General features: G+C 65.1%; 1 protein-coding gene. It reads left to right on the top strand.

All coding sequences use genetic code 11. From position 1 onward, the window contains the following. Positions 1-23: 23 nt before the first annotated feature. Positions 24-292 (top strand): MFS transporter (locus tag RMT89_RS42200; protein WP_315889056.1); only part of this gene is annotated, 269 nt, incomplete at its 3' end.

Below are 292 nucleotides of genomic sequence, written 5' to 3'. Positions count from 1 at the left end.
CACTGAAGAACCTGCCCAACGCCGTGAGCCTCAACTCTGCCTCCTTCAACGGCGCCCGCCTGCTCGGCCCTGGCGTCGGTGGCCTGCTCATCGCCGCCGTGGGAGTCGGCTGGGTGATGGCCATCAACGTCCTCTGCTTCATCGGGTTCATCACAACCCTGTTGTTCATCAGGGCTGACCGTCTCTACGTGTCCCCACCCTCAGCCGAGAAGGCACGGGTGCGCGACGGCGTCCGGTACGTCAAGCGTCGCCCCGACCTCGTCATCCTGCTGGCGATCGGGTTCATGATGGG

Origin of the sequence: Streptomyces sp. P17, from assembly GCF_032436805.1 — a bacterium.
GTDB lineage: Bacteria > Actinomycetota > Actinomycetes > Streptomycetales > Streptomycetaceae > Streptomyces.
The sequence above is the reverse complement of the archived record's forward strand: the minus strand, read 5'-3'. Positions and strand labels throughout refer to the sequence as shown.